At 72.5% G+C, this 19,524-nt stretch carries 23 protein-coding genes; 10 read left to right on the plus strand and 13 right to left on the minus strand.

All coding sequences use genetic code 11. From position 1 onward, the window contains the following. Positions 1–121 precede the first annotated feature (121 nt). The 3 genes from AA23TX_RS25460 to AA23TX_RS25470 all read left to right on the plus strand — a co-directional run bounded on the left by AA23TX_RS25460 (position 122) and on the right by AA23TX_RS25470 (position 2,335). Positions 122–493 (plus strand): YciI family protein, encoded by a 372-nt coding sequence (locus AA23TX_RS25460; RefSeq protein ID WP_155545359.1) that lies wholly within the window; start codon positions 122–124, stop codon positions 491–493. 51 nt (positions 494–544) lie between these two features. After that, positions 545–1,369 (plus strand): NAD(P)H-binding protein, encoded by an 825-nt coding sequence (locus AA23TX_RS25465; protein ID WP_155545360.1) that lies wholly within the window; start codon positions 545–547, stop codon positions 1,367–1,369. An 84-nt stretch (positions 1,370–1,453) separates the two neighbouring features. Next, a complete protein-coding gene (locus tag AA23TX_RS25470) occupies positions 1,454–2,335 on the plus strand; it encodes a M48 family metalloprotease (protein WP_155545361.1) in 882 nt (293 codons plus the stop codon). On the opposite strand, the gene AA23TX_RS25475 is transcribed toward AA23TX_RS25470, so the two are convergent. Genes AA23TX_RS25475 through AA23TX_RS25485 form a run of 3 tightly spaced genes read right to left on the minus strand, consistent with a single transcriptional unit; the run spans position 2,325 to position 3,921 of the window. Continuing rightward, positions 2,325–3,290: an NAD(P)-dependent alcohol dehydrogenase gene (locus AA23TX_RS25475; protein ID WP_155545362.1), complete on the minus strand. Its 966-nt coding sequence runs from the start codon at positions 3,288–3,290 to the stop codon at positions 2,325–2,327. The genes AA23TX_RS25470 and AA23TX_RS25475 overlap by 11 nt on opposite strands. Further along, a complete protein-coding gene (locus AA23TX_RS25480) occupies positions 3,287–3,502 on the minus strand; it encodes a helix-turn-helix transcriptional regulator (protein WP_277875449.1) in 216 nt (71 codons plus the stop codon). Before AA23TX_RS25480 ends, AA23TX_RS25475 begins: the two co-directional genes overlap by 4 nt. Then, on the minus strand, positions 3,499–3,921 hold the full coding sequence (locus AA23TX_RS25485) for a hypothetical protein (protein ID WP_155545364.1): 423 nt from the start codon (positions 3,919–3,921) through the stop codon (positions 3,499–3,501). The genes AA23TX_RS25480 and AA23TX_RS25485 overlap by 4 nt, the downstream gene beginning before the upstream one ends. A gap of 161 nt (positions 3,922–4,082) precedes the next feature. On the opposite strand from AA23TX_RS25485, the gene AA23TX_RS25490 reads away from it, so the two are divergent. Next, complete coding sequence (locus tag AA23TX_RS25490) at positions 4,083–4,433, plus strand: YciI family protein (RefSeq protein WP_155545365.1); 351 nt, start codon at positions 4,083–4,085, stop codon at positions 4,431–4,433. 5 nt (positions 4,434–4,438) lie between these two features. After that, positions 4,439–5,674: an RNA polymerase sigma factor gene (locus tag AA23TX_RS25495; RefSeq protein WP_230862698.1), complete on the plus strand. Its 1,236-nt coding sequence runs from the start codon at positions 4,439–4,441 to the stop codon at positions 5,672–5,674. Between the two features lie 145 nt (positions 5,675–5,819). On the opposite strand, the gene AA23TX_RS25500 is transcribed toward AA23TX_RS25495, so the two are convergent. Continuing rightward, positions 5,820–6,437 (minus strand): enoyl-CoA hydratase/isomerase family protein, encoded by a 618-nt coding sequence (locus AA23TX_RS25500; protein ID WP_155545367.1) that lies wholly within the window; start codon positions 6,435–6,437, stop codon positions 5,820–5,822. After that, on the minus strand, positions 6,434–7,027 hold the full coding sequence (locus AA23TX_RS25505) for a TetR/AcrR family transcriptional regulator (RefSeq protein WP_196425528.1): 594 nt from the start codon (positions 7,025–7,027) through the stop codon (positions 6,434–6,436). The genes AA23TX_RS25500 and AA23TX_RS25505 overlap by 4 nt, the downstream gene beginning before the upstream one ends. Positions 7,028–7,080: 53 nt before the next feature. Between AA23TX_RS25505 and AA23TX_RS25510 the strand changes: the two genes are divergently transcribed. Continuing rightward, positions 7,081–7,434: an arsenate reductase family protein gene (locus AA23TX_RS25510; RefSeq protein WP_155545369.1), complete on the plus strand. Its 354-nt coding sequence runs from the start codon at positions 7,081–7,083 to the stop codon at positions 7,432–7,434. On the opposite strand, the gene AA23TX_RS25515 is transcribed toward AA23TX_RS25510, so the two are convergent. Both AA23TX_RS25515 and AA23TX_RS25520 read right to left on the minus strand, forming a co-directional pair. After that, positions 7,431–8,642, minus strand: a complete 1,212-nt coding sequence (locus AA23TX_RS25515) for a threonine synthase (protein ID WP_155545370.1) — start codon at positions 8,640–8,642, stop codon at positions 7,431–7,433. The genes AA23TX_RS25510 and AA23TX_RS25515 overlap by 4 nt on opposite strands. Positions 8,643–8,653: 11 nt before the next feature. Continuing rightward, the gene (locus AA23TX_RS25520) at positions 8,654–9,145 is read right to left on the minus strand and encodes an EXPERA domain-containing protein (RefSeq protein ID WP_155545371.1); all 492 of its coding nucleotides are present in this window, start codon (positions 9,143–9,145) and stop codon (positions 8,654–8,656) included. A gap of 30 nt (positions 9,146–9,175) precedes the next feature. Between AA23TX_RS25520 and AA23TX_RS25525 the strand changes: the two genes are divergently transcribed. Beyond that, the gene (locus tag AA23TX_RS25525; protein ID WP_155545372.1) at positions 9,176–9,970 is read left to right on the plus strand and encodes a DUF1295 domain-containing protein; all 795 of its coding nucleotides are present in this window, start codon (positions 9,176–9,178) and stop codon (positions 9,968–9,970) included. Continuing rightward, complete coding sequence (locus AA23TX_RS25530; RefSeq protein WP_230862699.1) at positions 9,937–10,779, plus strand: carbon-nitrogen hydrolase family protein; 843 nt, start codon at positions 9,937–9,939, stop codon at positions 10,777–10,779. Before AA23TX_RS25525 ends, AA23TX_RS25530 begins: the two co-directional genes overlap by 34 nt. An 18-nt stretch (positions 10,780–10,797) precedes the next feature. Here AA23TX_RS25530 and AA23TX_RS25535 read toward each other — a convergent pair whose 3' ends face one another. From AA23TX_RS25535 to AA23TX_RS25550, 4 genes are all read right to left on the minus strand, one after another. Beyond that, entirely contained in the window at positions 10,798–11,544 is a 747-nt protein-coding gene (locus AA23TX_RS25535; RefSeq protein ID WP_155545373.1) for an SDR family NAD(P)-dependent oxidoreductase, read from the minus strand. Between the two features lie 125 nt (positions 11,545–11,669). Continuing rightward, entirely contained in the window at positions 11,670–12,116 is a 447-nt protein-coding gene (locus AA23TX_RS25540) for a hypothetical protein (RefSeq protein ID WP_155545374.1), read from the minus strand. Positions 12,117–12,148: 32 nt separating this feature from the next. Next, positions 12,149–13,042, minus strand: coding sequence for a LysR family transcriptional regulator (locus AA23TX_RS25545; RefSeq protein ID WP_230862700.1), 894 nt, complete (start codon positions 13,040–13,042; stop codon positions 12,149–12,151). After that, positions 13,042–14,304, minus strand: a complete 1,263-nt coding sequence (locus AA23TX_RS25550; protein WP_155545375.1) for a cytochrome P450 — start codon at positions 14,302–14,304, stop codon at positions 13,042–13,044. The genes AA23TX_RS25545 and AA23TX_RS25550 overlap by 1 nt, the downstream gene beginning before the upstream one ends. A gap of 46 nt (positions 14,305–14,350) precedes the next feature. Between AA23TX_RS25550 and AA23TX_RS25555 the strand changes: the two genes are divergently transcribed. Together AA23TX_RS25555 and AA23TX_RS25560 are read left to right on the plus strand one after the other, a co-directional pair. Then, positions 14,351–15,079, plus strand: a complete 729-nt coding sequence (locus tag AA23TX_RS25555; protein WP_155545376.1) for an alpha/beta fold hydrolase — start codon at positions 14,351–14,353, stop codon at positions 15,077–15,079. 242 nt (positions 15,080–15,321) lie between these two features. Next, complete coding sequence (locus AA23TX_RS25560; RefSeq protein ID WP_155545377.1) at positions 15,322–18,549, plus strand: tetratricopeptide repeat protein; 3,228 nt, start codon at positions 15,322–15,324, stop codon at positions 18,547–18,549. Here the strand turns inward: AA23TX_RS25560 and AA23TX_RS25565 are convergent. Both AA23TX_RS25565 and AA23TX_RS25570 read right to left on the minus strand, forming a co-directional pair. Beyond that, a complete protein-coding gene (locus AA23TX_RS25565; RefSeq protein ID WP_155545378.1) occupies positions 18,486–18,710 on the minus strand; it encodes a hypothetical protein in 225 nt (74 codons plus the stop codon). The two genes, AA23TX_RS25560 and AA23TX_RS25565, sit on opposite strands and share 64 nt — an antisense overlap. Beyond that, on the minus strand, positions 18,707–19,504 hold the full coding sequence (locus AA23TX_RS25570; RefSeq protein WP_155545379.1) for an L-histidine N(alpha)-methyltransferase: 798 nt from the start codon (positions 19,502–19,504) through the stop codon (positions 18,707–18,709). Before AA23TX_RS25570 ends, AA23TX_RS25565 begins: the two co-directional genes overlap by 4 nt. Between the last annotated feature and the right edge of the window lie 20 nt (positions 19,505–19,524).

Below are 19,524 nucleotides of genomic sequence, written 5' to 3' on the forward strand. Positions count from 1 at the left end.
CGGAAAAGATCTCCGGGAAAAATGTCGAACGCCGGAAGCGGCCGATCGACGCGGGGGTGAAGGCCGGTCGACGAACCCGGGAGAACCCGGGGCCCGGCCGACGAGAACAGGGAGAACGACCATGCGTTTCCTCATGATGCACCGGATCGACGAGAACGACCCGCAGGCGTGGAACCCCAGCCCGGAGTTCATGCAGAAGATGGGCGGGTTCATCCAGGAGTCGGCCGAGAAGGGCATCCTGATCACCGCCGAGGGCGTCCACCGGTCGGACAAGGGCGCGCTGGTCCGCAAGCCGCGCGGGGCGGCGATCCGCGTCACCGACGGGCCCTTCGCCGAGGCCAAGGAGGTCATCGGCGGGTTCGCCCTGATCAACGCCGCCGACCAGGCGGAGGCGGTCGAGTTCGCGAAGAAGTACACCGAGCTGTTCGACCTCGAGATCGAGGTCGAGGTGCGCCAGGTCGTCGAGTTCGACGACCTGCCGGCGCAGGACTGACGGCCGCCGGTGGCGCTACGCTGGCCGGGAACCGACTCTGGGGGTAGAGCGATGTTCCTGGTCACCGGCGCCACCGGCAACGTCGGCGCGGAAGTGGTCGCGGCACTGGCCGAAGCGGGTGATCCGGTCCGGGCGCTGGTGCGCCGGCCGGACGCCGTGCTCCCGGACGGCGCCGAAGCCGCCGTAGGCGATCTCGACGATCCCGCGAGTCTCGGGGACGCGCTCGACGGCGTCGAAGGGATCTTCTTGCTGCCGGGCTATCAGGACATGCCCGGCATGCTGGCGAAAGCGCGCGACGCGGGCGTCCGCCGGATCGTGCTGCTGTCCGGCGGCTCGGCGGCGCTGGAAAACCTGGACAACGCGGTCTCGGCGTATATGACCCTCGCCGAACGCGCGGTCCGGGAATCGGGGCTGGACTGGACGTTCCTGCGCCCGCGCGCGTTCATGGCGAACGCGCTGCGCTGGCTCCCGCAGCTGCGGGAGGGCGACACGGTCCGCGCGCAGTTCCCGCACGTCGCGGCCGCGTGCGTCGACCCGGCGGACATCGCCGCGGTGGCGGCGCGGGCGCTCGCGGGCGGCCACGAAGGACGGATCCACGACCTGACCGGCCCGGTGGCGCTGCGGCCCGCCGACCAGGTCGCGGTGCTGGCCGAGGTGCTCGGCCGGAAGCTGGAGTTCGTCGGGCTCACGAACGACGAGACGCGCGCCGAGCTGACGGCGAGCATGCCGCGCGAGTACGTCGAAGCGTTCTGGGACTTCTACGTCGGCGGAACGCTGGACGAGGCGACGGTGTACCCGACGGTCGCCGAGGTGACGGGCCGGCCGGCCCGCACTTTCACCGACTGGGCCGAGGCGCACGCGGACGCGTTTTCCTGACAGCTCCCGGACAGTTCGGGCGGACCGTTGTGCTCCGCCCGGCGCCACGCCAAGGTGGATCCGGCGTCGGCCGGGAGGGGAAGCGTGAGCGACAAGGAGCGGGCGCGGATCGATCTTTCCGCGGTCCTGGGCGTGGTGCTCGCCGTCCCGGTGGTCGCCAGCAGCCTGCTGGTGCTGGGCCTGCTCGGGAAGCTGCTCTGGCCGGCGTACTTCTGGGTGCTCCCGGCCGGCTGGGCGCTGGCCGGCGCGATCACGTTCGTCCCCGCCTACGAGTACCTCGTGCTGTCCGTGCTGCTCAAGATGCGCGAGCCGAGCCAACGGGAGCTGACCTGGCTCACGCCGAGCTGGGCGGCCGTCTGCGCCGCGGCCGGCGTCGACGGCGGCCGGTACCGGTTGTGGGTCGAGCCGTCGCGCGAGCTGAACGCCTTCGCCGCCGGGGGCCGGACCGTCGCGGTGACCCGGGCCGCCCTCGACCTGGAGCGCCCGGGCCTGGAAGCGATCCTCGCCCACGAGCTGGGTCACCACCTGTCCGGGCACACGCGGGCGAACCTGCTGGTCCACTGGCTGGGGTTGCCGGCCCGGGTGCTGGCCCGGCTGATCCGGCTGCTCGCCTGGGTGGTGCCGCACGTCGGCCGCGTGTTCCGCTCCTTCGGCCGGTCGGCCGAGGTGCTGGTCACCGTGCTGCTCAGCCTGGGCATCCTCACCGCCCTCGCGTTCCTCGACCCGTGGCTGCTGCTGACGCCGTTGCTCGGCCCGGTGCTCGCGTGGTCGAAGCGGCTCGGCGAGTACCGGGCCGACCGGATGGCGGCGCGGCTGGGCTACGGCCGGGAGCTGGCGCTGCTGCTCAAGGCGTGGAACCTGCGGGACCGCGGCGACGAGCGCCGGCTGTGGTCGCGGCTGATGGCCGGGCACCCCGCCCACATCGACCGGGTCAAGCGGCTGAAGGACCTCGGCGTCAGGCTGTGAGCACGACTTTGCCGGCCGCGCGGCCCGCGTGGAGGTGGCCGATGGCGGCGGCGACGTCGGCGAGGGGGTACGTCCGGTCGAGCGCCGGGGTGAGCTTCCCGGCTTCGATCAGGTCTCGCAGGACTTCGAGGTCTTCGCCGCGCACGCGGGAGACGAGCCCGCACAAGCGGTGCCGGACGAACGGGTTCAGCAGCGCCGCCCGGAACACCCGCTGGATGCCGCCGAGCCACCGGCCGCCGTTTTCGCCGCCGGCGATCACGAGCGTGCCGCGCGGGGTCAGCGCCCGGCGCAGGGTGGTCAGCGAGCGCAGGCCGGCGGTGTCGACGATCAGGTCGTACTGCCGCGCCGCGATGTCCTCGCGCGTGTAGTCGACGACGTGCTCGGCGCCGAGGGTGCGGACCAGGTCCGTCTTGGCGGTGCTGCACACCCCCGTGACCTCCGCGCCGAAGGCCCTGGCCAGTTGCACCGCGAAGGTGCCGATGCCACCCGCCGCCCCGATGACCAGGACGCGCTGCCCGGGCCGGACGCGGCCGGCGTCGCGCAGGGCCTGCAGGGCGGTGCCGCCGGAAACCAGGACGGCCGCTGCCTGCTCGAAGGAGAGACGGGCGGGTTTCGCTGCCACGAGGTCCTGCTTCGCGACGGCGTACTCGGCGAAGGCGCCTTCGCAGACGCCGAACACCTCGTCACCCGGGCGGACCCGCGTGACGCCGTCGCCGGTTTCCTCGACGGTGCCGGCGAAGTCGAGGCCCCGCACCGGCAGCTTCGGCCGGCGCAGCCCGAAACCCAGCAGGCGCAGCAGGTACGGGTGCCCGGTGGTCAGGTGCCGCACGCCCGGGTCGACGCCGGCCGCGTGCACGCGCACGAGGACCTCGCCGGCACCGGGCGACGGTCTGGCGGTGTCGCGGAACTCGAGGACGTCCGGGCTGCCGTAGCGGTCTTGGACGATCGCTTTCATGGTGACTCCTCCGGGTACTGGAACACTTCTTCGAGCGGGACTCCGAACACGTGCGCGATCTGGAACGCCATCTCGAGCGACGGCGAATAGCGGCCCTGCTCGATCGCGATGACGGTCTGGCGGGTGACGCCGATCCGGGCGGCGAGGTCGGCCTGGGTCATCTGGCCGTGCGCGAACCGGAGGGCGCGGAGCGAGTTGGTCACGCGGGTCACCACGGCTGGAAACCCCGGCGGTAGGCGAAGATCCGGGCGACCGACCCGAGGATCGCCGAGAGCGTGAAGGCCAGGTGGACGGCGTTGGCGATCCAGAAGTACGGCGCCTCGGCCATGGCCAGCAGCAGGGCCGCGACGGCGCCGATGACGACGAACGAATGGCCGACGTACTCGCCGAACCGGCCGATCTCGCGATCGCGCTGGTCCTTCCCGCCGTCGCGGGAGATCATCGCGGCGAGGATGCTCGCCACGATCGCCGCCGCGATGGACGCGCCGATCGTCCCCAGCATGGGCGCGATGTAGGGGACTTCGGCCAGTGGCCGCCCGCCGGCCCGGCCGAGGATCAGGACGACGTAGACCGCGTAGCTCGCTATCGCGCAGATCCCGAGGATCCAGGCGCGTTTCTCTTCGTGGGGCACGGCTCGCTCCCGTGTAAAGCAACTTTGACATCCCCAAGGTAAAGCAGAACAGACATCGTGTCAAAGTTTCTTGACATGAGAAAATCTTCGGCGAGGGTGTCCAAGGCGGCGTCGGCCGTTCGTAGTCACCGCGTACGACAACCGAGCCACCGGAGGATCCCGTGAAGTACCTGATGCTGATCAACGCCTCGCTCGACGCGGACGGCGCGCCCACCGGCTGCAGCACGCCCGAGGACTGGATGCTGTTCGACAAGTCCATGAAGGACGCCGGCGTCCACGTCGGCGGGAACTCGCTCGCCGACTTCACCACCGCCGCCGCGGTCCGCGTCGACGAGCACGGCGAGCGGATCGTCACCGACGGGCCGTTCGCCGAGTCCCGGGAGGTGCTCGGCGGCTACTTCGTCGTCGACGTACCGGACTTCGACGTCGCGCTCGACTGGGCGGCGCGCTGCCCCGGCGCCCGCGACGGCGGGCACATCGTCGTCCGGCCGCTCGCTTCCTACGGGGACTGACGGCGGTGGAGGGGCGGGCGGCGGTCGAAGCCGTGTTCCGGGAGGAGCGCGGGCTGCTGCTCGCCGCGCTCGTGCGCCGGTTCGGCGACCTCGACCTGGCCGAAGAGGTGACGTCGGAAGCCATCGAGGCCGCGCTGGTGCACTGGCCCGTCGACGGCGTGCCGCCGAATCCGGGCGCCTGGCTGATGACGACCGCGCGGCGCAAGGCCGTGGACCGGCTGCGCCGCGACCAGGCCTACGCGGCCCGGCTCGCGGTGCTGCAGGTCGAGGCCGACCGCGCGGCGCCCGCCCCGCCGTCCGACGGCGGCCTGCCCGACGAGCGGCTCCAGCTGTTCTTCACGTGCGCCCACCCCGCGTTGCCCGCGGAGGACCGGACGGCGCTGACCCTGCGCTGCCTGGCCGGGCTGACGACACCGGAGGTGGCGCGCGCGTTCCTGGTGCCCAGCGCGACGATGGGCAAGCGGATCGTGCGGGCGAAGAACCGGATCCGCGCGGCCCGGATCCCGTTCCGGGTGCCGGACGCCGCCGAGCTGCCCGGCCGGCTGCCGGGCGTGCTCCAGGTCGTCTACTCGATCTTCACCGAGGGGTACGCGGCCAGTTCCGGCCCGGACCTGCAGCGGCTCGACCTGGCCGAGGAGGCGATCCGGCTGGCCCGGATCCTGCGCCGGCTCCTGCCGGGGGAGCGGGAGGTCGCGGGCCTGCTGGCGCTGATGCTCCTGATCCACGCGCGCCGCGACGCCCGCACGGGTCCGGACGGCGACCTGGTGCTCCTCGACGACCAGGACCGCGGCCGCTGGGACGGCGCGATGATCTCGGAGGGGACGTCCCTGGTCGAGGTCGCGCTGACCGGCGGGCCCCCGGGGCTGTACGGCGTCCAGGCGGCGATCGCGGCCCTGCACGACGAGGCACCGGACGTTTCCCGGACCGACTGGCCGCAGATCGTGGCGCTGTACGACATCCTGCGCGGGCTGGCACCGTCCCCGGTGGTGGAGCTGAACCGAGCGGTGGCGGTGGCGATGCGCGACGGCCCGGCAGCGGGGCTGGTCCTGCTCGAATCGCTGGCGGAGGAGCCCCGGCTGCGCGAGTACAGCCCGTTCCCGGCGGCCCGGGGAGACCTCCTCACCCGAGCGGGCCGCCACACCGAAGCGGCGGCCGCGTACGAAGAGGCGCTGGCGTTGGCGGGCACGGAACCGGAGCGCGCCCACCTGCGCCGCCGCCTGGCCGAGTGCCCGAAGCCGTGAATGGTCCATTGAGAGACCCAGAGTCCTTTGATGGGCCATTCACGGACTTGAGGGCCGAGGGTGCCTTCACGGCATCCGGCCCGGGCGTGCGGTCACCCGGAACTGTCGGTGCCCCAGGGTAAAGTGGATACCGGGGGCCGGAGGCCTACGCGGGTGCGCGCAGCGCCGCCACCGCGGGGGCGAACATCGTCGCCTTGATCGCGCCCAGCGTGCCCTTGTCCTTGCCCGCCAACGCTTCGACCCGCTCGGAAGCCACCTTCACCACGTCACCCTCGGCGGCGATCTCGTCCACCAGCCCCAAGGACAAAGCGTCCGCGCCGCCGAACCGGCGTCCCGTCGTCATCGACGCGATCGCCGCCGCCGGCGTCAGCTTGCCCTGGATCAACGCCGCCATCCCCGGCGTGAACGGGATGTTGATGTCCGCCTCGGGGAAGCAGAAGTAGCCCCGATCGCCGCGCATCACGCGGAAGTCGTGCGCCATCGCCAGCATCGCGCCCGCGCCGAACGCGTGGCCGTTGACCGCCGCGACCGTCGGCACCGGCAGCGTCAGCACGCGCGCGAACAGCTCCTGCACCTCGGCGACGTACTCGGCCGCCTTGTCCCCGTTGGCCATGAGCCAGTCGAGGTCGAGGCCGTTCGAGTAGAACTTGCCGCCGCCGGTGGTCACCAGCACGTCGTCCACATCGTCCAAAGTGGAATGGACGCGCTGCAGCCAGTCCGGTGAGAAGCGGTTTTCGTCGTCGCCCAAGTGCAGAACGGTCAAGGTCGGTCCTTCTCTCGAGGGGGCACGGTCAGCACGGCTCGCACGGCGGCGGCCAGCCGCTCCCGCACCAGGGGGTCGGTGATGTCCCGCCGGAAGAACGCGGTCGGCAGGTCGACGACGCAGGTGGTGATCACCTCGACGGCCAGTCCGTCGCCGCGGTCCCACACCCGGCGCGCCAGCCGCACGAGCAGCGCGACCAGGCGTTTGTCCAGCGCGTGCAACGCCTCCGCCAGCTCGTCCGGCAGTTCCGGCCCGAACAGCCGGTCGCCCCGCACCCGGAGCAGCATCCGGGCCCCGTCGGGACGCAGCAACGCGAACTCCGCCGGGGTGTCCGCGGCCGCGACGACGGCTTCCACCGGCGAGGAAGCGGCGTCCACCCGCGAGGTCTGCAGGTCCAGGAACGCGGTCGCCGCACGCAGCCAGACCTGGGCCAGCAACGCGCTGAGCGACCCGAACGCGTGGTAGATCGTCCCGTTCGGCACGCCCGCGGCGGTGGCCAGGCCACGCACGGTGACCTCTCCCGACGACGCGACCAGCCGTTCGGCGACGTCGAGGAGCGCGTCGAGGTCGTGGACGCGGGGGCGGGGCATGCCGCGACCGTAACAGAACACGTGCTCCAAAACCAGGGCGGTAAGCTGCCGCCGTGGAGATCTGGGTCAACCCGGCGTGCGCGAAGTGCCGGTCCGCCGTGTCGCTGTTGGACGAAGCCGGTGCGCAGTACACCGTGCGCCGCTACCTCGAGGACCCGCCGACCGCGAAGGAAGTGAAGGCCGTCCTGAAGCGGCTCGGCCTGGAGCCGTGGGACATCACGCGCACCGCCGAGCCGATCGCGAAGGAGCTGGGCCTCAAGACGTGGGGCCGCACCCCGGCCGACCGCGCACGCTGGATCGAGGCTCTCAGCGAGCACCCGAAGCTGATCCAGCGCCCGATCATCACGGCCGACGACGGCACGACGGTCGTCGCCCGCGACCCCGAAACGGTGCGCTCGGTCCTTTAAGGAATGCGGCCGTCCCGGGGCAGCAGCGGGACGTCGAGGGGCACCGTCTCCGGGTACTTGATCCCGGCGCCGGTGTTCAAGACCACGACGTCCTCGTCGCCGGAAAGCCACCCCGACGAGCGCAGGTGCCGCAGCGCGGCGAAGCACGCCCCACCCTCGGGACAGATGAACGTGCCCTCGAAGGTGGTCAGTTCCCGTTGCGCCGCGAGCAGTTCCTCGTCGGTGACGGCCACGGCGGTCCCGTCCGTGGCGTAAACGGCGTCGAGCACCAGGAAGTCGCCCAGCGCCTTGGGCACGGTGATACCGAACGCGACGGTCCGGGCGTCCGGGAACGGCACGCTCTCCCGGTCGCCCCGCTCGAACGCGGTGACGATCGGCGCGCACCCGGTCGCCTGGACGGCGACGAGCCGCGGCAGCGGACCGGAAACCCAGCCCAGCTCGCGCATTTCCAGCAAAGCCTTGTAGATCCCGATGATCCCGACCCCGCCGCCGGTGGGGTAGAGGATGACGTCGGGCAGCCGCCAGCCGAACTGCTCGGCGATCTCGTACCCCATCGTCTTCTTGCCCTCGATGCGGTACGGCTCCTTCAGCGTCGAGACGTCCTGCACACCCGGACGCCGCGGAACCGCCGCGGCCACGAGCTTCCCCGCGTCGCCGATGAGACCGTCCACCCGGTACAGCTCGGCCCCTGCCGCGACGCACTCGCGCATGGTGATCGCCGGGGCGTCGTCCGGCATCGCGATCAGGCTCGACAGGCCCGCGCGCGCCGCGTACAGCGCCCACGCCGCGCCCGCGTTGCCGTTCGTCGGCATCGCGATCCCGCCGACACCCAGCTCCGCCGCCCGCGAGACGCCGACCGCGGCGCCCCGGGCCTTGAACGTGCCGGTCGGGACCAGGCCCTCGTCCTTCATCCACAGCCGCGAAAGCCCCAGCTCGCGGCCGTAGCGCGGCAGGCGCAGCAACGGCGTCATGCCCTCGCCCAGGCTCACGACCCGCTCGGGGGAGCGCACCGGCAGCACCTCGTGGTAGCGCCACAGCGTCGGCTCGCGCCCGGAGATCTCCTTCGGCGTCACGGCTTCGCGGACACCGTCGAGGTCGTAGCGCGCCAGCAGCGGCGCACCGGACGGCGAGAGTCCCTGGACGGCGTCGGCCTCGAAGCGCTCGCCGGTCCGGGAGCATTCGAGGTGGCTGAGGAACGAGTACGGCACGGCGCCTCCGGTCAGAAACGGCGGGTGAAGGGGAGTGGCTTGCGCATCCGGACCAGCAGCAGGAGCGGCACCAGGACGTAGGGCAGGTTGAACGCGAGGAACTTCGCCGGGTTGCCGGTGCGGAACGCCGGGTCGCCGAAGAACTCGACGCCGAACACGACGACCCCGGTCAGCGTGACGATCATCGTCGCGTAGATCACCGACGGCAGCTGGATCCAGTTGCGCCCGGTCAGCAGCGCGAAGACGAGCACGACGTAGAACGGCATGTAGACGAACGCCGAGAGCCCGGTGACGATCCGCATCCAGTCCGGCGGGTGCATGAACAGCGCGTCGGCGTCGTGGGCGTACCAGTAGTTCGAGTTCACGAAGAAGTTGTCCGACGGCTTCGAGAAGTCGACGCCGACGGTCGGCAGCAGGTCGCTGATCAGCGACGTCACCGTGAAGGCCGAGAACAGCACCGCGAAGAAGACGTCGATCTTCCGGTCCCGCAGCGGCAGGTTCATGAACGCGATCCTAGGTCCTATTGTGAGCGGATGGACGCGCTGCGGGTCTGCCTGTACGTCTTCGCCGGGGTGACGCTCGGCACCTGGGTCATGTCGGTGCTGACCAGGGAGTATTCCTGGGTCGACCGGATCTGGTCGATCGTCCCGGTCGTCTACGTGGCGATCTTCGCCGGCGCGGCCGGGTTCGGCGACGCCCGGCTCGACGTGATGTTCGCGCTGGTCACCCTGTGGGGGATCCGGCTGACGTTCAACTTCGCCCGGAAGGGTGGTTACGCCCGCGGCGGCGAGGACTACCGGTGGGCGGTGCTGCGCGAGCGGATGGCGCCGTGGCAGTTCCAGGTGTTCAACTTCTTCTTCATCTCGCTCTACCAGAACGCGATCCTGCTGCTGATCACGTTGCCCGCGTACACGGCCTTGGAGAACCGGGGCTCGTTCGGCGTGGCGGACGTCGTCGTCGCGGCGGTCTTCGCCGCGTTCCTCGTCGGCGAGACCGTCGCGGACCAGCAGCAGTGGGTGTTCCACCGGGAGAAGCACGCGGGCCGCGCTTCGACGCGGTTCCTGCAGGAGGGGCTGTTCCGCTGGTCGCGGCACCCGAACTTCTTCTTCGAGCAGGCGCAGTGGTGGGCGGTCGCGGCGTTCGGTGTCGTCGCGGGCGGTCTGCAGTGGACGGTCGCCGGCGCGGTGCTGCTCACGCTGCTGTTCGTCGGCTCGACGAAGTTCACCGAGAGCATCACCCGGTCGCGGTACCCGGAGTACGCGGACTACCAGCGCCGGACGTCCCCGGTGGTGCCGTGGCCGCCGAAGCGCGAACCCGCTCGCTCGTGACGGTCGTCGCCGCGCTGCAGATCGGGCCGGGCGCCGATCTGGAGCGGATCCTGGAGTTCGAAGCCGAAATCCGCGGCGCCTCCCTGGTCGTGCTGCCCGAAGCCGTGCTCGGCGAGTACCCGGGCCGGGTGCCGTTCCCGGAGTACTTCCGCGCGGCGGTGGCGGTCCCGGGGCCCGAGACGAGAGCACTGGCCGGTCTGGCGGCGCGGACCGGGGCGTCGCTCGTCGTCGGGGTAATCGAGCGGGACGGCTCGACGCTGTACAGCACGGCGGTGTTCCTCGACCCCTCGCTCGGGCTCGTCGCGAAGCACCGGAAGCTGGTCCCGACGGAACGCGAACGGCTCTTCTGGGGCCGCGGCGACGGCTCGACGCTCCCGGCGGTGCCGACGGCGGCGGGCCTGGCGGGCGCGGCGATCTGCTGGGAGAACCACATGCCGCTGCTGCGCGCGGCGATGTACGCGAAGGGCGTGGAGATCTGGTGCGCCCCGACGGCGGACGACCGCGACGTCTGGCAAGCCTCGATGCGCCACATCGCCGACGAGGGCCGGTGTTTCGTGATCTCGGCCTGCCCGTACGAGTCGTCCGGTGCGGATCCCTTCCGCGGCGGGAGCGTGATCGTCGGCCCGCTGGGAGACGTGCTGGCGGGCCCGCTGCGCGACGGCGAAGGCCTGATCACGGCATCGATCGACCTGGGGGAGATCGTGACGGCGAGGAAGAGCCTGGACGTCTCGGGTCACTACGCACGGCCGGACGTCTTCGCGCTGACCGTGGACGAGCGGCCCCGGGACGGCGTCACCTTCCTGCGGTGAGGCCGTCCCACACGGGACTCAGACCGCCAGCCGGCCGCCGTCCACCGGGAGGATCGCGCCCTGGACGAAGCTCGACCCCTCCGTCACCAGGAACGCGATCGCCGCCGCGATCTCCTCGGGTGCGGCCACCCGGCCGGCCGGGCCCGCCGAGGCCAGCTCGTCCAGGCCGTCGCCGAACACCGCTGTGCCTTCGGTGCGGGTCGGGCCGGGGCTGACCGCGTTGACGCGCACGCCCGACGGGCCGTACTCCGCCGCCCACGCCTTGGTCATCAGCTCGACCGCCGCCTTCGACGAGCCGTAGAGCGCCATGCCCGCCATGCCCCGCGTCGCGACCATCGTCGACACGTTGACGATCGCGCCGTGGCCGCGCTCGGCCATCTCCGGCGCCAGCTCGGCGGTGAGGAAGAACGGCACCTTCACGTTCGTCTCGTAGACGCGGTCGAAATCGGCCTCGTCAGTGTCCGAAGTGGACCCGGTGGGGAAGATCCCGGCGTTGTTCACCAGCACGTCGACGCGTCCGCCCACCTCACGCGCCCGCGCGGCCAGCGCACGCGCCGACGAGGCGTCCGTCAGGTCGGCCGCGACGAAGTCGGCCTTCCCGCCCGCTTCCCGGATCCGCGAGACGACCTCCGCCCCGCGCACCGCGTCCCGCCCCGACAGCACGATGTGGGCCCCGAGCCCGGCCAGCGCGACCGCTGTCGCCCGCCCGATCCCGCTGGTTCCGCCGGTCACCAGCGCCGTGGTCCCGGACAGTCCTTCAGTCATCACTCAACTCCTCGCGGCCGGGGCGTTTCCCCGGTCACCAGGTGCAAGGACGAGCACCGGACAGGACTTCCGGGCCGGCGTTCGGCGCTGCTTATGCCGGGCATCGGCCGGGGTGATGGGCGGCGCTACCAGGCAGAGCTCCCCGGCACCGCCGCCTTGAGCGCGGCGAGGAACCGGTCTCGGCAGACGATGTTCTCCGGGTTCCAGATCGGCGTGACGAAGTGCGCGGAGATGCTGAACTCCATCTTCTTCTCCTTGCCGTCCCTGTCCCATCGCACCAGCAGGGCGCAGCGACGGGTTGCCGTGGCCGCGATGATCGTGTCCAGGCCGATGTCGATCTCCGCGGTCAGGGGCATCACCAGGGCGTTGAGCAGCCGTTGCGGGTGAAAGTTCCAGTCGTGCAGGTTCGCGCTGTGCTTCGCGGCTCGGTTGGACAGCTGCAGGCCGGACCTCCCGATGAGCGGCACGAACACCAGCCGCTGGCCGGTGAGTATCAGCGTGCCGCCCATCATGGGAACGACTCCGAGCATCCGGCCGCCGTACTGGCTCGCCACCACGGTCTCTTCGGACATCATCGCTTCCTTCCGCCGTTGCCGGTAAGTGGCTACGGCGACCGCGGAAATACGTCCTCCAGCGCGGCGACGAACTTCGCGAGGTCGCGGCGGTGCGACGTCGCCGGCCACACGGCCCAGGTCCGCCGCACCAGCGGGTTCCCGGCCAGCGGCAGCCAGCGGACCGTGTCCGGGATCGGGTACGGCCAGCCGGGCGGCGCGAACGCGTAGGCCCCGCCGGCACTGACCGCCGGGATCTTCAGCTCGACGATCAGCCGCCGGTCTTCCGGCACCTCCGGGCCGACGTCGAGGCCGTGGCTGCGCAGCGTCGCCGCCAGCTCGTCGTACCACGCCGGGCTGCCCGCGCGGGCGAAGGCGAACCACTCCAGCCCGGCCAGGTCCTCCAGCCGGACCGGCGAGCCCAGCTTCTCCGCTAGGTCGGTCGCCAACAGGACGCCGACGTTCTCCTCGACGACGAGCAGCGCGTCGAGGTCGGGCCCGGCCGGGCGCTCACGCACCAGCCCGACGTCCAGCTCGTCCGCTCGCAGCGCCGCCACCTGCGCCACCGACGACAGGTGCCGGGCCTGCACCCGCGTGTCGGGGCAGTCCTCCGCGAGCCGCGCGAGGGCCGACGGCAGCAGCTCCGGCGGCAGTTCCAGGGGGACGCCGACGCGCAGCACGTCGGTCTTCGTGTGCCGGGCCATGGTGGCGACGGCCTGGTCGTGGCGGGCCAGCACCGCGCGGGCCTCGCCCAGCAGCGTCGTCCCGGCGTCCGTCACCTGGACGCCGGTGCTGGTGCGGACCAGCAGCCGGACGCCGAGACGGCGTTCCAGCGCGGTGATCGTCTGGGACAGAGCCGGCTGGCTGACGTGCAGCTGCCGCGCCGCCTTCGACATCGCGCCCGCTTCGACGACCGCGACGAACGCCCGCAGCTCACGGATCTCCATCAGCGCGCCCAGCGGATCGGCAGCGACTTCAGGCCGTTCTGGAAGTTCGACCGCAGCCGCACCGGCTCGCCGGCGAGCGTCACTTCGCCCAGCAGATCGAGCACAGCGCCGAACATGGCCCGCATCTGGACCCTGGCCAGGTGCGAGCCGAGGCAGAAGTGCGGGCCGTGGCCGAAGGTCAGGTGGTCGTTCGGGGTGCGGCCGACGTCGAAGTCGTCCGGCGCGGTGAACACCGAAGGGTCGCGGTTGGCCGCGGAGAACCAGACGACCACCTTGTCCCCGGCCCGGATGTCCACATCGGACAGAGTGACGTCGGCGGTCGCGGTCCGCCGGAAGTTCATCACCGGCGTCCACCAGCGCAGCATCTCTTCGACCGCGGACGGCAGCAGCGACCGGTCGGCCAGCAGCCGCCGGTACTGCGCGGGGTGCGCGAGCAGCGCCAGCAGCCCGCCGGGCAGGCCGTTGCGCAGGGTTTCGTTGCCCGCCACGGAAAACAGCCAGAAGAGGTTCTCGAACTCGGCGAGCGAGACGCGCCCGCCGTCGTCGCCGACGTGCTGCATCAGGTTGCTCATGACGTCGTCACCGGGGTGCTCGCGCTTGTATTCGCCGAGCGCGTTGGCGTACGCGTAGAGGTCCGGCATGCCGGCGCGGGTGCGCGGGTCCGGCATCGCCCCGCCGGGACCGGGGGACGGGCGGACGGCGAGCGCGGCCCGCGCGAGGTCGCTCACCTCGGTTTCGGAGACGGTCGAGCTGACCGCGTACTCGGCGTCCTGGTAGCCGATGACCCGGTTGCTCCAGTCGTACATCAGCCGCCGGTCCTGTTCCGGCACGCCGAACACCCCGGCGAGGGTGAGCAGCGGCAGGTCGGCGGCGACCTTGGCGAAGTCGCACTCACCCCGCTCGGCGACCGCCGCGACGAGGTCCCGCGCCCACGCCTCGATCTGCGACGTCAGCTTCGCGACGGCCCGTGGCGTGAACGCCTTGGTGAGCAGCCCGCGCAGCCGGCCGTGCTCCGGCGGGTCCATGTTGAGCATCATCCGGCGCACGTAGGCGAGGTCGGCCTCCGAAGCGGGATCGCGGATCTGCGTCCCGCCGAGCTGGGAGGAGAACAGGCCCGGATCACGCAGGACGCGCCGCACGTCGGCGTGCCGCAGCACGGCCCAGAAGTCGTCGACGCGCACCACCGGCGACGCGGCGCGCAGCCGCGCCAGCTCGTCGTACGGCACCCCTCGCACGTAGGTGTCCGGATCGGTGATCCCCACGCGCCGACCCTAGCCGCGCCCACCGACAGTTTGGCAGGCTGCTCCGATGGACACGCTGAACATGCGCACCGGCGGCGAGGGCGAACCGGCCGTTCTCCTCCTGCACGGCCTGGGCGCGACCGGAGCCGTGTGGAACCACTTCGCCCCGCCGCTCGGCCGGCGCGTCCTGGTCCCCGACCTGCCCGGCCACGGCCCGTCCTCGCCGCTGCCGCACTACTCCTTCGAGACGCTCACCGCCGCCGTCGCTCGGGCGCTCCCCGACCGCAGGCCACTGGTCGTCGCCGGGCACTCGCTCGGCGGGGTGCTCGCGCTCGAGCTCGCGTCCGGCAAGTACGACGTCGAGGTGCTGGGCGTGCTGGCCCTCGGGGTGAAGGTCGAGTGGACCCAGGACGACCTGGGCCGCGTGGCGACGCTCGCGGCGCGCCCGGCCCGGCTGTTCGAGACGCGCGTGGACGCCGAGCAGGCCTACCTGAAGGTCTCCGGGCTGCTGGGCATCGCGCCCGCGGACCCGGCCGGGCTTCGCGAGACCGAGGGAGGTTGGCGTCTCGCGATGGACCCGGCCGCGTTCGGCGTCGGCGCGCCGGACATGCCGGCGCTGCTCGCCGCGGCGCGGTGCCCGGTCGTGCTGGCGGCGGGCGAGAACGACCCGATGAGCCGTCCCGGCCGGCTACGCGCGCTGGACCCGGACGCGGTCACGCTCGCCGGCCTCGGGCACAACGCCCACGTCGAGGATCCAGCCGCCGTACGCGCTCTCCTGGAACGCTTCGGCGTCTGAAGGCTCGGGTGCAGCCGTCGTACCCCATGCGACGGCTGCTCCGAACCCCTCGCCACCACCGGACCCGAGAAAGCCTAGGAAACCGTGGTGGACGTGCGCCTGTACCCGCGGTCCACGGCGTCGTCACGGTCGGTACCTGCGGAAACGGTTACCTTTCTCCGTTCGGTGGTACAGGTGGAGCGGCACGATCGGAATCCTGGAGGGGTACGTTCCGCTGCGGGGCACGCGGGGAGAGGACGCCTGTGGAAGAAGGCCTGCCGTTCGCCGGGTGGCTGCGGCACCGGCGCGTGCTCGCCGGCCTCACCCAGGCCCAGCTCGCCGAGCGCGCCGGAGTGAGCCAGCGCGCGGTGCGCAACGCCGAGCTCGGCACCGTCCGCCGGCCCCGGCCGGAGACCGAGCGCCGGCTGCGGGAAGCGCTTGCCGAAGCGCCTCCGGAGCCGGTGCGGATCGGCGTCCTGGGCCCGCTCACCGTGCGGTGCGGGGACTCCCCGGTCGAGATCGGCGCCGAGAAGCAACGCCTGCTGCTCGCGATGCTGGCGCTGCAGCCGAACCGCACCGTCCGGCGCGAGGACCTCGTCGACGTCATCTGGGACGAGCCGCCGCCGTCCTGCCTGGAGCTGCTCCACACCTACGTCGCCCGGTTGCGGCGCGCGCTGCGGCCCGCCGACCTCATCACCACCGACAAGGGTGGGTACCGGCTGACCGCCGATGCGGACGCGCTGGACCTGCTGCGGTTCGAGAAGTTCCTGGAAGAGGGCGCCCACCGCGAAGCCCTGGAGCTCTGGCGCGGTCCGGCCCTCGCCGACGTCGGACGGCTCGGGCAGCACCCCGCCCGGCTGGCCCTGGCGATGAAGCGCGCGAAGACGGTGATGGCGTACGCCGAGGCGGCCGACCCCGAGGACGCGGCGGTCCAGCTGCGCGTGCTCACCGCCGAGGAGCCGCTGAACGAGTCCGCGCACGCCCGGCTCATGCTGGTGCTCGCCGCGTCCGGGCGGCAGGCCGCCGCGCTGGCCGTGTTCGAAGAGGTCCGGCAGCGGCTGGACGGCGAGCTGGGCATCGAACCCGGCCCCGAGCTGCGCGCGGCCCAGCGGCAGGTGCTGCGCCAGGACTTCGCCGCCCCGGAACCGCCGGCCCGCGTCCCCGCCCAGCTGCCCGCGGACGTCGCCGGCTTCCGCGGCCGCACCACCCAGCTGGCCGAGCTCGACGCCCTCCGGGACGGCGGCGGCACCGGTGCGCGCATCGCCGTCCTGTCCGGCACGGGCGGGGTCGGCAAGACCGCTCTCGCCGTCCACTGGGCCCAGCGGTCCCTCGATGAGTTCCCGGACGGCCAGCTCTACCTCGACCTGCACGGCTACGGCACGGTCCGGCCGGTCGAGCCGGGCGACGCGCTGTCGGGGTTCCTGCGCGCCCTCGGCGTCGACGGCGCGGACATCCCCGCCGAGCCGGAAGAGCGCGCCGCGAAGTTCCGCACCGCGCTCACCGGCCGGCGGATGGTGCTGCTGCTGGACAACGCCGGCTCGGTCGGGCAGGTCCGCCCGCTGCTGCCCGGCTCGGCGTCGTGCCTGGTGCTCGTGACCAGCCGCGACGCGCTGCCCGGGCTGGTCGCGCGGCACGGCGCCCGCCGCGTGCTCGTCGACCTGCTGACCGACGCCGAGGCCCTCGACCTGCTGCGGACGCTGCTCGGCGCGCGCGTCGACGCCGAGCCGGACGCCACCGAGGCGCTGATCGGCTACTCGGCCCGGCTGCCGCTGGCGCTGCGGCTGGTCGCGGAGCTGGCGCTGAGCCGGCCGGGGGAGCGGCTCGCCGCCCTCGCGGACGAGCTGGCCGACGAACGGCGCCGGCTCGACCTGCTCGACGGCGGCGGCGACCCGCTGACCGCGGTCCGGGCCGTCTTCTCGTGGTCCTACCGGCACCTGGCGGCCGACGCCGCGCGCGTGTTCCGCCTCTGCGGCCTGCACCCGGGCCGCGACCTGACCCCCGCCGCGATCGCCGCGCTCGCCGGCGTCGCCCTGCCGGAGGCGGAACGGCTGACGGCCACGCTGGTCCGCGCCCACCTCGCGCAGGAGACCGGCGACGACCGCTTCCAGCAGCACGACCTCCTGCGCGTCTACGCCGCCGAACTCGCGGCGCGGGACGAGACCGAGAGCCACGACGCGCAGGAGCGGCTGTTCGACTTCTACGTCCGGTCGGCCGCGCAGGCCATGGACGCCGTCCTGCCGCAGGAACGGCACCTGCGCCCCGCCGTCCCGGACCCGGACGTCAAGGTGATCGACGCGCCGGCGTGGCTGGAGGCCGAGCGCCGCAACCTCCTCGCCGTCGCGGCGCACGCGACGCGGCACGGGTGGTCCGACCACCTGCGGCTGCTGTCCGGGATCCTGTGGCACTACCTGGACGTCGGCGGCTACCACGAGGAATCACTGGTGCTGCACTCGCACGCGTCGGCGCTGGCCCACGACGCCGGCGACCGGGTGGCCGAGGCCGAGCCGCTCATCCTGATCGCGGTCGGCCACTGGCGCGTCGGCCGGTCGCGGGAGGCGCGCCGGTACCTGGAGGAGGCGCTCGCCCTCGCCCGCGAGACCGGCGACCGGCGCACCGAGATCCACTCGGTCAACACCCTCGGCCTGGTCTGCCGGGCGCTGGGCCGGTTCGCCGAGGCGATCACGTACTCGACCGAAGCCCTGGCCCTGGCCCGCAAGGCCGGCGACCGCACCAGCGAAGGCCTGGTGCTGGTGGTGCTGGGCTGCTCCTGCCGCGGCATCGGCCGCTACGGCGAAGCGATCGGCTACCTAGAGGAAGCACGCGCACTGGCCCGCGACACGGCCGACCGCACTTCCGAGGGCTACGCGCTGGTCAACCTGGGCGACGCGCTGTCGGCGCTGGGCCGTCACGACGAAGCCGTCCGCTCGCTGGAGGAAGGACTGGAGCACTTCCGCGCGATGGGCGTGTGGGTGAGCGAGGGGTACGCGCTCGGCATCCTCGGCGACATCGAGCACGCACGCGGGCGGTACCCGGAAGCCGCGGCGCACCTCGAGCGGGCGCTGGAAATCGCGCAGGAGACGGGCAGCCCGACCAACCGCAGTGTCGCGTTGAAGCACTTGGGCGACGTCCGGCTGGCGCAAGGCCGGCACACGGAAGCGGCCCAGCACCTCGAAGAGGCACTGGGCCTGGCCCGCGAATGCGGCGACCGGGGCGTGGAGTCCCGGGTGCTCAACAGCCTCGGTGCGTTGGCGGCGGCGACGGGCGCGTCCTCGGACGCGCTCGGCCATCACCGTGAAGCCCTTGCCGTGGCGAAGGAAACGGGCTGCCGTCCCGAGCAGGGCAAGGCCTACTACGGGCTCGGCGAAGTCCATTGTGGACTGGGTGACGTGACGGCCGCGCGCGAGCACTGGGAACGCGCGCTGGCCTGTTACGCCGGGGAGTGCGTGCCCGGCGCGAAGCGGGTCCGGGACCGGCTGGCGGACCTGGCGTAGTGCCGCTCGTCGGCGACGAGATCGCCTTCGAGGCGCTGGGCGTCCCGGTCGTAGACGTTCGTGCTGCCCGCCAAGCGGTTGCGCGGGTACGGACGGCGGCGGTAGGCGTGGTCGAGCGCCCAGGCGAGCAGGACAACGGCGGCGAGAACGGCGATGATCATGACGCTCCTCCCGGAGTGCGAGTTGCTGTTACCTTGAAGAACGTGTAGTGGAAGGTCCCGTATTCCCTGGTGGTGCGGTGAAGAGCGGCGATGCCGCGGGCCCAGTCCGCCTCCGTCATGAGCCCCTTCGCCACGGCGGTTTCGCCGACGCCCTCGACCATCGCGGTGAACGTGTCGCGGGTGAAGCCGGTGACGAGGTCCGGCCGGGACGCGTCCGCGTAGACCGTCCGCGGCTCCACCCGGACGTCGTCGAAACCGGCGTCGGCCAGCAACGGGTAGAGGCGCCGGCCGAGGAGCCCGTCGCCGCCGGCGTCGGCCTGCAGGCGCACGAGGCAGTCGATCGCGGCCTGGGCGTGTTCGCTGCGCGGGTGGAAGAAGGCCGAGCCGTGGTCGCCCTCGATGACGGTGATCGTCCCGCCCGGCCGCAGCAGGGTTTTCAGGTGCGCCAACGCTTTCTCCGGCTCCGGCAGGTGTTCGAGCACGAAGCAGACGAAGAGGTGGTCCCACTCGCCGTCGAGCGCGAAGAGGTCGGCCTGGCGGAACTCGACCTCGGGGACCCTCCTTCCCGCTTGGTCGAGGGAGTCCGCGGAGACGTCGACCGCGGTCAGGTGCGCGTCCGGGCTGCGCGCCACGAGGTGGACGGTCTGGGCGCCGACGCCGCAGCCGACCTCCAGCACGCGGCTCCCGGCGGGGTAGGCCGTCCCGTCGTGCAGCAGCGCGGCCAGGGTGTCGGCCTGGTCGCCGAGGCGGCGGGCCTCGGGGGCGGTGTATCCGTGCACGTAAGTGGTGTCCATACGCCCAGCGTGCTGCGACA

The sequence above is a fragment of the Amycolatopsis camponoti genome, assembly GCF_902497555.1.
Lineage (GTDB): Bacteria > Actinomycetota > Actinomycetes > Mycobacteriales > Pseudonocardiaceae > Amycolatopsis > Amycolatopsis camponoti.